The organism is Candidatus Egerieousia sp. (assembly GCF_056211015.1).
In genome coordinates this window covers 1-10,106 of sequence record NZ_JBAELF010000021.1, presented here as the reverse complement: position 1 = coordinate 10,106, position 10,106 = coordinate 1, and the positions used below count along the sequence as shown (strand labels likewise).

Below are 10,106 nucleotides of genomic sequence, written 5' to 3'. Positions count from 1 at the left end.
ATCCATAATTTGTGCCGTTCAACATGGCAAAGGTAAGGCCTTTTCAGTTGAAATCAGTCAAAATAGCCCTCAAAAATCAGTCACCGGGTGAAATAGAGCGTTTCAATTTGATAAGCAACATTAACAATATGGAAATAATAGATTCAAAGACGACCTACAAAGCCCCAACGGTCAAGGTGGTCAAGGTAAATGTGCCGGGCGTTCTCTGTTTTAGCGGAGATACCTCCAATGAGGAATACACAAACAAGAATAACCCCGATTGGTTTTAATCGGAAGAGGAGGACAGACGAATGAGAAAGCACATCATCATCACTACTATAACCATTGCTTTTGAACTTATACTCTCAGCATCCTGCACAAAGCAGGAAACTCCCGGGAAAGAGAATGTAACCGATTCTGATGCCGTTGCCTTCACGGCCACTATCGACCCGGAGATTACAAAGACCGTCTTAGTAAATGGTTCTGCAGCAGACAAAGTCAAGGTAAACTGGGAAACGACAGACAGGATTTCAATCAAGGGTGCGGAGTATGCCGTTTCATCCGTCCATGCCGACCCTACCAAAGCAACTTTCAATGGTTGGGGCGCAATCAAGGAAGATGGCAAGTACAAAGCTATCTATCCCTCACATCTTTATAAGGAAGGTCACTTTGAACTTCCTTCCGTTCAAACCTATGCGGCCGGCAGGTTCAATGCCCCGATGTATGCGGAAAGTGAAAACGAACTTCTTTCATTCAAGAATATCTGCGGCGTACTCTGCCTTTCTCTCAAAGGCGATCCCGATGAAAAGGTCAAGTACATCACAGTAACAGCAAACGAAGGAGTCTGTGGGAAGTTCACAATGAGCGATGCGGCAACGCTCAGTCTCAGCACCAGCACCACCCCGGTAGAATATAGCAGAGCAGTCTCGCTGGACTGTGGAGAAGGTGTGGCGCTGTCATCTGAAGCCACGGATTTTTACATCTGCCTTCCTCCGAATACCTACACTGCCGGGATGAAAATAATCATCACCACCACCGACTATACAGTTTTTGAGATGACGACAAAAAAGGCTGCCCGGATTGACCGCAACAATATATATACCTTCAACAACTGGGACCTTGATTTCCACACCAAGCCGGCACTCCTGAGTGGAGAGTTTACGGTTGGCCCGGACAAGACGGTCCGCTTTTCCAGGGGCAACTTGTGGTATGGTCAAATAGCTGGTGAAACGGGAAATGCATTGCATTTTGAGACCAATCAGTGGGAGAGGGAACCGACATCTGATGGACTTTATAATTTCGCTCACGTATCCCATTTCACCTGGTCCGACGACGTATCTGTCGCTATAGGAGATAACAATAGCGGCTCTTATCTTTTCTGTGATGATAATCACAGGCAAACCGTTGATGGGCAGGACGAATGTTATACACTCAGCAAATCTGAATGGTGTCAACTGTTCGAAGAAAGAACCGATGCTGCAAATAAATATGGTTACGCAACTGTAAATAACGTGCACGGTATAATACTTTTTCCGGATTTATTCAGCGATCCTTATGCAGGCTTCAAGGCATTCAAATCTTCTTCAGTCGTCCATTGGGACGCAAATGAATATTCAGAGGTCGAATGGATAGCGCTGGAGGCAGTGGGAGCAGTATTCCTTCCTACCACGGGCATCCGTAAAGGTTCAAATGTCTCCTATATCAGCGAAGGAGGCCTTGGCTTCTATTGGTCTTCTACCGTGAAAGACGACAAATATTCGCACAACTTGTTATTCGGTACCGACAAAGTCATCCCGTTCTTCAACGAGGAACGTCCCACCGCCTGCAGTATCCGCCTCGTTGCAGATGTGACAAAATAGTATCCCTTTTATATATCACAAAGAGGGTGACTAAACAGAAGCAGAGCTGGAAGCAGCGTCCCTGCGCAGACTGCACTCCAAGCGTGCCGAAATGTACATAAAACAATCAGGCGGAAAGGTTTGTTTTGCCATCCCCAACCGCCTGATTTTCATTTATAAGCATTACTGCGCATTATTTTGCCTCGTTAGCCTTGATGGCAGCCTGCGCCGCAGCAAGTCTTGCGATAGGAATTCTGAATGGAGAGCATGATACGTAGTTCATGCCAATCTCGTTGCAGAATTCTACTGATGCAGGGTCACCACCGTGCTCGCCGCAGATACCTACTTTGAGTTTAGGGTTGGTGCTTCTACCACCCTTGATACCAATCTCAACAAGCTTGCCTACTGAGTAGCGGTCGATTGTCTGGAATGGATCTGCAGGGAGAATCTTGTTTGCAAGATAGTCAGGCATGAATGCTCCAACGTCGTCTCTTGAGAAGCCGAATGTCATCTGGGTAAGGTCGTTTGTACCGAATGAGAAGAACTGAGCTGTCTTTGCCATTGAATCTGCAATGATAGCTGCTCTAGGAATCTCAATCATTGTTCCGAACAGATACTTGATGCTTACACCGTACTCCTTCTCAATCTGAGCGTGAACTTCCTCACAGATGTTCTTCTGGAAGTTAAGCTCCCTTACAGAGATGGTTACAGGAATCATAACCTCAGGCTGAGGTGTGTAACCTTCTTTCATAAGCTCTGCGGTAGCTGTGAAGATAGCCTTGAACTGCATTCTTGAAACCTCAGGATATGTGATACCGAGACGTACTCCACGGTGACCCATCATAGGGTTCACCTCATGAAGAGCCTCACCACGTTTCTGTACATCAGCAATGGTGATATCGAATGCTGCTGCAAGTTCTTTCTGCTTCTCTGCTGTCTGTGGAACGAACTCATGCAATGGTGGGTCGAGAAGACGGAAGGTAACAGGCTTGCCGTCCATAACCTTCATTGTGCCCTTTGCAGCCTCCTTAACGAATGGCTCAAGCTCTGCGAGAGCATGCTCTCTCTCAACTGTTGTGTTGGACATGATCATCTTTCTGAGCTTTGCAAGAGGCTCTGCTGAATTCTTGCCATAGAACATGTGCTCTATACGGAACAGACCAATACCCTCAGCGCCGAAATCAAGAGCTGTCTGTGCATCGTAAGGGTTATCAGCGTTTGTTCTTACACCAAGAACTCTGTATTTGTCAACTATCTTCATGTACTCGATGAAACGAGGGTTCTCTGAAGCGTTCATTGTAGGGATAGCCTGTCCGAATACGAGACCCTTTGTTCCATCCAATGAGAGGATGTCACCGTCCTTGAAGAGCTTGTCACCGATTGTGGCTGTTCTGTTGATCATGTTGATCTTGAGAGCGTCGCAACCAACAATAGCGCACTTGCCCCATCCGCGTGCTACAAGAGCGGCGTGAGAGGTCATACCTCCGCGAGCTGTAAGAAGACCGTCGGCAGCCCTCATACCCTCAACGTCCTCAGGGTTGGTCTCCTCACGGATGAGGATGACTTTCTCCTTCTTTGCAGCAGCCTCAACAGCCTCGGCAGCTGTGAATACTATACGGCCTACTGAACCGCCAGGACCTGCTGGAAGACCCTGTGCAACAGGAGCAACCTTCTTCTCCTCCTCAGGGTTGAGGATTGGGTGGAGAAGCTCGTCGAGCTGTTTAGGAGCAACTCTCATAACTGCTGTCTTCTCATCAATAAGTCCTTCGTGGAGCATATCCATTGCCATGTTCAGAGCGGCAATGCCTGTTCTCTTGCCAATACGGCACTGGAGCATCCAGAGCTTGCCGTCCTGGATTGTGAACTCGATATCCTGCATGTCATGGAAGTGATGCTCAAGATTCTGCTGGATCTGGTCAAGCTCCTTGTAAACCTCAGGCATTGCTGTTTCCAGAGAAGCCATATTCTTGTTGTGCTCGTTCTTTGTTGCCTCGTTGAGTGGGTTAGGTGTTCTGATACCTGCAACAACGTCCTCGCCCTGAGCGTTGATCAACCACTCGCCATAGAACTTGTTCTCGCCTGTAGCAGGGTTTCTTGAGAATGCAACACCGGTTGCTGAATTCTCACCCATGTTACCGAATACCATTGACTGAACGTTCACTGCTGTACCCCAGTCATCAGGAATACCCTCGATTCTTCTGTAAGCAATGGCCCTCTTTCCGTTCCATGATTTGAAAACGGCACCGATACCACCCCACAACTGCTCGTATGCATCATCCGGGAACGGTTTGCCAAGTTCCTGTTTTACTCTTACCTTGAAGTCCTCGCAGAGTTCCTTGAGGTCATCTACTGTAAGGTCTGTATCTGATTTGTAACCCTTGGCCTCTTTAACCTTTGCAAGCATTCTGTCAAGCTGGACGCGGATTCCGTGTCCCTCTTCAGGCTCAATGTTCTCGGCCTTCTCCATTACAACGTCTGAATACATCATGATCAGACGTCTGTAAGCGTCATATACGAATCTAGGGTTGTTGGTTCTCTTGATAAGTCCAGGAATTGTAGCTGAGCACAGACCAATGTTGAGGACTGTCTCCATCATACCAGGCATTGAGCTTCTTGCACCACTACGGCAGGAAACGAGAAGCGGACACTCAGGGTCTCCGAATTTCATGTTCATTATCTTCTCAGTAGCTGCCATTGAAGCGTCAACATCGGCCTTCAACTCTGCAGGGAACTGACCGTTGTTTGCATAATACTCAGTACAGCACTCTGTTGTAATGGTGAAACCTGCTGGAACAGGCATACCAAGTCTGCACATCTCCGCAAGGTTGGCGCCTTTGCCACCGAGCAGGTTTCTCATTGTGCCATCGCCCTCGGCAATCTTGCCACCGAAGCGATATACTCTCTTAATTTCTGACATACTTTTTTATTAAAAATAATTGTTTGTTGTATTCAAAATATATTACTGGCCTTATAAGAAATATACTATTTTAACCATCGCCATGTTGGAAATGATTAAAATTTCATCACTTATCCTACAAATATAAGATTTTTTCAAGAAAGGGCAAGTAACAAAATTGCTATTATTTAAATTTTCAGCTTGATTCCAAGTCTTTCAAGAACGCCTGATATGAATATCACCAGCAGGGAGAATCCAAAGCAGTTCCAGAGCGCCATGGGAGGGTAAGTGAGGAAGTCAGGAAGGACTATATTGAAAATATCGGCAAAGCCATAAAATACGTACGGAATCATATAGGTGGTGAGGGTGGCAGTGCCCGCCGGCCTGAAAAGCCACTCATACCATTTCGTGAGACCGTATCTGCTGAGCAGGATAAAAATTGCATACATTGCAATGGCCAGTGCGTAAATGTAGAAGATGCAGGGAATTGTCAGACCTATCTTGGCTGCAATCCATACTCTTCTTGAAATGACAGCCAGCAATATGAAAGCCGTGAGCGCGGATAGTGTGAACTGACTGAATTGTCTGAAATGGTTTTCAACCTGACTCTTTGCGCACATCCGGGGGCTGAAGCCGCGCCCGGCAATGATGACAGAGAAAATCACGCCGCCAAGACATAGCAGCGTATTGTTGCCTATATGCCATGCTGTCATTATCCCGCCAAGGAAATTCGGTTCCTGGAAGCCTGGCAGATTGCCGCCGCCCAGTTCTTCCCTTGTATGATTTGTAAGGGCGCAGAGCACAAACATTGCAAGCCACACAAGACCGAGCCTGCGCATATTGTTTCTTGTCAGAAGATATATGATGGCAGTCACCAGATATGTCCAGCCAATGCTGCCCAGAATGCTCCAGCGCACATCAAAGACAAAGCCCTTGGGGCTCCTGTATGTAAATGCCAGAAAGAGCAGTCCGGCAATGCCAAGGCATCTGATTGCCATATACATACGTTTTCTGCCGGCTGTTATGTCCCTGCTGGGATAAGCGTTCCATACACAGAAGAAGCATACCACCATGAGTATCCAGTAGAAACCTATCTTGTACAGTGAGAAGTCCTCAGGAAGTCTCTGGCTGGCATTGCCAATCACGCAGCCCATTATCATGAGCGAGAATGCTCGCATAAGAATGTGTCCCAGCGTTGATTCGGTTGCGAGGCCCTTCCTGAACCGGTTTTCAATGGCGTATGGCACGGACATTCCAACCGCAAAGAGGAAGAGCGGAAGGACCACATCTGAAAGGCCGATGAAGTCCACGCCCACTTTTGCATGTTCCATCCACTGCGGCACGCCGTGAACCTTCCAGAAGTCGTTTACGAAAATCATAAGCGCCATAGTAAGCGCCCTGAGCATGTCTATGGCCGTGTTGCGGCTCCAGTCAAAAGTTCTTTCCATATATTCGTATTTCCTTGATTATGCAGCGGAATTGCACGTCCATTGACTTCAACAGAGATATCAATGTCTGAATGGAGGATTTCCTGCCTCACCCCAGGCTATTGCACATCCAAAGGCGGTGAGATTCCTTTCCAGTTCCTTCTTCACATTCTCCGGCGAATCATCAACATTGGTCTTGCCCTGATAAAGATTGTACTCCCGTTTTGCGTCCGGCAGAGTGATATTTGGCATCACCACATTGGCACCTGCCTTTATAGCCTCCTCACGCCCCGTAGGGCTCAGAACCTGCAGCGCCGTTGTGGCGGCAATATTTATATCAGGCAGCCTTCTTCTCAACTCTTTTGTCACAGCGATGGTCAGTCTCACCTTTTCCTCCCCGCTGTAATTCATGAACTCTCCCCACAACTTTTCACCGTTGCAGCAGATTCGTTGCGCTTTATCCTCCTGTTCTTCTTTCACGTTCTCTGTTTCATAGCAGTTCTCTTTTCCAAGGTCAAGCGGAACAGCACATTCATCAGCAACACACTCAACTGCCTTGTCATTGTTCCGCACTTTGCTGCCGTCAAGCAGGAAAAGTTGGCCAAGAGGTGTATCCTCGTGCGGGATGTATGGGCCCATACCAACCATATCAATCTTGTGGCGGACCATGAAGTCAATATCGTGCTCAAGATTCTCACGTGTCTGGAAAGGCAGGCCAATCATCATGCCGCTGCCCGTGATGTATCCCAGGCTCTTGAGATTATCGATGCACGCCACCCTGGTGTCATAGCTGTGCGCCACATTCAGGGAGCTCACTCTTGATATCCGGCTTTTTGGCTCGTTGTTCAAACTTGCCGGATTGATGTCATTGCATACAGTACACGGATGGATGCGTTCGTATAGTTCCTTGTCAGAAGCCTCAATCCTGAGCAGATATCTGCCGGCGCCAGCCTCGTGCCAGAGTTTATAGATATCCCTGCTCTGCTCGCCCAATGAAAGCGTGACGGCAAGCGGAGCAAATGTTCTGCTGCGCAGATGAGTGATATCATATACCAGTCTGGCAATATTCTCCACGAAGTCGCTGTCACATCTCTCCCCAGCCTGCAGCACAACGCTGCCATAACCGTTGTCAAGCGCAAACTGCGAGGCCTGCATAATCTGCTCATTGCTCAGTTCATATCTGCGAACCTTGCAATTCCCGGCTCTGATTCCGCAATACAGGCAGTTTTTCCTGCACCTGTTCGATATTTCAATGAGTCCTCTGAGCCAAACCTTGTACATTAACACGTTATAATTCAAGCAATGTTCAAAAACTATCTCAGTCCAGTTTCTTAAAGCATGCCAGCTAACCAATTATTCACAAACTATCCCAATCCAGTTATGCAATACGTTAAAGCAAAAATCACCGTCCACCCTCACCGGCCTACTATGCATCTGTAGTGCTGATTTGTGTGGACGATGAGGCAATTTTGCCTCACCTTCCACGCCGACCATGGCCAGAATGCGTTTCAAGGCACATCTGCGTGGACAACGAATTTCGTTTTAATCTGAAACGAACTATTTCTTGCGTTTGCGAGGCTTCTCGTCCTTGCTGTAGTTTTCTCTTACTTCTGAAACGAACTGTTCGTACCACTTTCTATCCTGTTTCTCGGAAATTGTCTCGCCTCTCTTACGCCCCTTGCTTTCGGAAGATCTTCCTCGTCCGCTTTCGCCACGTCCTCGTCTGCCTGCTTTTCCTTCATCTTCTCTACTTCCTCTTTCCCTGCCGTTTCTGCCTGACGCTCTTTCTTCTCGGCCTCTTCTGCCTGCTCTTTCCTCATCGTCCCTTTTTCCTCTTCCTCTTCCCCTGCTGCTTCTTCGGCTCTCACTTTCCTCCTGACCTCTTCTTCCAGCCCTTTCCTCACCGTCTCTTCTACCTGATCTCTCCTCTTTGTCACTGCGTCTGCCCCTGCCGCCACGTTCCGTTCTTCCTGACTCGCCTTCATCGGAAGCTCTTCCGCTCTTTCTAGTCTTTCCGCCACGCTCCTCTTCGTACTGCCCGGCATTTTCCAGCCTGCTTTCACTGGCAGCGCCCTGCTCCTGACCTTCTGCGGAACTCCTTCTGCGGCTGCGGGATGGTTTTTCCGAACTATCGCCATGTTGGGAGCCGGAAGGTCTCCTGCGCTCCGTTGCGCCTATGTAATTCAAATCGGGAGCGTTCTTGTAGTACTCCAGGAAGCGGTTGGCCGTGACCGCCAGGAACTTCTTGATAATCTGGTCCCTGGTCATTGCTTTCCACTTCTCCTCAAGAATAGGGAGATATGGGAATGCTTCAACCGGCAGAGTTACGTCATCGAGCTTGTCTATAAGGAACTCAATCTGCTTCTTGCAGATTTCAGGACCTCCAGGAATCTTTGCGCGCCTGATCTCCTTGCCTATCATCTTCTCAATCTTCCGGATCCTGTACATTTCGCGGCTGTTGGCAATTATGATTGACTGGCCCTCCTTGTCGGCACGGCCTGTTCTTCCACTGCGATGGGTATAAATCTCAAGCTCGTCGGGAAGTTTGTAATTGATAACGTGGGTAAGGCTGTCAACGTCAATGCCTCTGGCAGCAACGTCGGTGGCAACCAGCAGGCTCAGGGTCTTGTCCTTGAAGCGTTTCATGACCTGCTCGCGGACATCCTGGGTAAGGTCTCCGTGAATGGAGTCCACATCATAACCATCGGTCATAAGCTTACCGGCTATTTCCTGTGTCTCAAGCTTGGTACGGCAGAAAATGATTCCGTAAACTTCAGGGAAGTAATCAACTATGCGTTTGAGGGCCAGATATCTGTCCTCCTCCTTGATGACCACATAGAAATGACGCACGTTCTGAGCGCCTGAATTTCTCTGGCCAACAACTATGGACTTGTAGTTCCTTGTATAATTCTTTGCTATATTCTCAACCTCAACAGGCATTGTGGCGCTGAAGAGCAGGGTCTGCCTCTCCTCCGGAAGTTCGGCTACGATTGCATCAAGGTCATCCTTGAAGCCCATGTCAAGCATCTGGTCCGCTTCATCGAGCACGAACATAGCCACTTCGTCAAGATGTGCCACTTTTCTTTTGCAAAGGTCAAGGATTCGTCCCGGGGTTGCAACTATGATGTCAGCACCTTGCTTTACTTCCTTCATCTGACGCACTATTCCTGATCCGCCATACACACATACTATCCTTGTTTCAGGAAGGAACATTGCGTATCTCTCAAGATCCTCGGCAATCTGCTTGCACAGTTCACGTGTTGGGCTGAGAATCAGAATCTTTGGGTTCTTGCTGTTTTTATCTGACGCTGCCTGACTTGCAGAATCTTCCTGTGTTTCTTCTCCGGCATTTGCAGCGGTTCCAGTAAACTCGCCTCTGAACAGTTTGTCAAGAATAGGGAAACCGAAAGCGGCTGTCTTGCCCGTTCCTGTCTGTGCCAGTGAGACAAGGTCATCGCTGCTTGAGAGCAGCTGAGGTATTGTCCGAGCCTGGACAGGTGTCGGTCTCTCGAAACCGAGTTCTGCCGCCGCCTTCTGCAATTGCTCGCATAATCCCAGTTCCGCAAAAGTCACATTTACTTCTTTTGTTTCAATTACTTCGTCTTTCATATATATTTTGTTTTTCTTATCCGTATTCTCAAAGCAGAATTTGTTTCCGCTGTCTTTTGCATCTGTTTTGCCACATTTTCCCTCAAAACGCACTCGTTTCCCGATTCTTGCAGCTCGCTTGATTGCGTCAGGTTTTTCTTTTATTGGGACTCTGTCCCAAGTTGTGTTTATTCCCGCTCCTTGCCCTATACCGGATTTGTGCCTTAGCGCAATCTATTCGCTTTCGCACAAATCCGCGGGCATCGCTATACCACTGATGTGGTATCAGTACTTCACCGCTCCCGGGCTATACCGAACTTGCTGCTCCTGGCAACTCTCCGCAGTATTTTCGCAAGTTTTCGCATTCCAGCAAGTTCG

6 protein-coding genes are annotated in these 10,106 nt (G+C 48.1%); 2 read left to right on the top strand and 4 right to left on the bottom strand.

The annotated features are described in order from the left end of the window. Positions 1-128: 128 nt before the first annotated feature. Both AC06L3_RS01660 and AC06L3_RS01655 read left to right on the top strand, forming a co-directional pair. Positions 129-269: a hypothetical protein gene (locus AC06L3_RS01660; protein ID WP_475668892.1), complete on the top strand. Its 141-nt coding sequence runs from the start codon at positions 129-131 to the stop codon at positions 267-269. A 21-nt stretch (positions 270-290) separates the two neighbouring features. Continuing rightward, entirely contained in the window at positions 291-1,838 is a 1,548-nt protein-coding gene (locus tag AC06L3_RS01655) for a hypothetical protein (protein ID WP_475668891.1), read from the top strand. 172 nt (positions 1,839-2,010) lie between these two features. Here the strand turns inward: AC06L3_RS01655 and ppdK are convergent, their stop codons facing one another. From ppdK to AC06L3_RS01635, 4 genes are all read right to left on the bottom strand, one after another. Beyond that, positions 2,011-4,734: a pyruvate, phosphate dikinase gene (gene ppdK, locus AC06L3_RS01650; protein ID WP_475668890.1), complete on the bottom strand. Its 2,724-nt coding sequence runs from the start codon at positions 4,732-4,734 to the stop codon at positions 2,011-2,013. Positions 4,735-4,901: 167 nt separating this feature from the next. Next, positions 4,902-6,161 (bottom strand): DUF5009 domain-containing protein, encoded by a 1,260-nt coding sequence (locus tag AC06L3_RS01645; RefSeq protein ID WP_475668889.1) that lies wholly within the window; start codon positions 6,159-6,161, stop codon positions 4,902-4,904. A 60-nt stretch (positions 6,162-6,221) separates the two neighbouring features. Further along, the gene (locus AC06L3_RS01640) at positions 6,222-7,421 is read right to left on the bottom strand and encodes a radical SAM protein (protein WP_475668888.1); all 1,200 of its coding nucleotides are present in this window, start codon (positions 7,419-7,421) and stop codon (positions 6,222-6,224) included. Positions 7,422-7,697: 276 nt separating this feature from the next. Continuing rightward, on the bottom strand, positions 7,698-9,749 hold the full coding sequence (locus AC06L3_RS01635; protein WP_475668887.1) for a DEAD/DEAH box helicase: 2,052 nt from the start codon (positions 9,747-9,749) through the stop codon (positions 7,698-7,700). Positions 9,750-10,106 lie beyond the last annotated feature (357 nt).

Coding starts and splice junctions, on each gene's coding strand:
- AC06L3_RS01660 (WP_475668892.1), top strand. CDS start 129: ATGGAAATAATAGATTCAAAGACGACCTACAAAGCCCCAACGGTCAAG.
- AC06L3_RS01655 (WP_475668891.1), top strand. CDS start 291: ATGAGAAAGCACATCATCATCACTACTATAACCATTGCTTTTGAACTT.
- ppdK (WP_475668890.1), bottom strand. CDS start 4,734: ATGTCAGAAATTAAGAGAGTATATCGCTTCGGTGGCAAGATTGCCGAG.
- AC06L3_RS01645 (WP_475668889.1), bottom strand. CDS start 6,161: ATGGAAAGAACTTTTGACTGGAGCCGCAACACGGCCATAGACATGCTC.
- AC06L3_RS01640 (WP_475668888.1), bottom strand. CDS start 7,421: ATGTACAAGGTTTGGCTCAGAGGACTCATTGAAATATCGAACAGGTGC.
- AC06L3_RS01635 (WP_475668887.1), bottom strand. CDS start 9,749: ATGAAAGACGAAGTAATTGAAACAAAAGAAGTAAATGTGACTTTTGCG.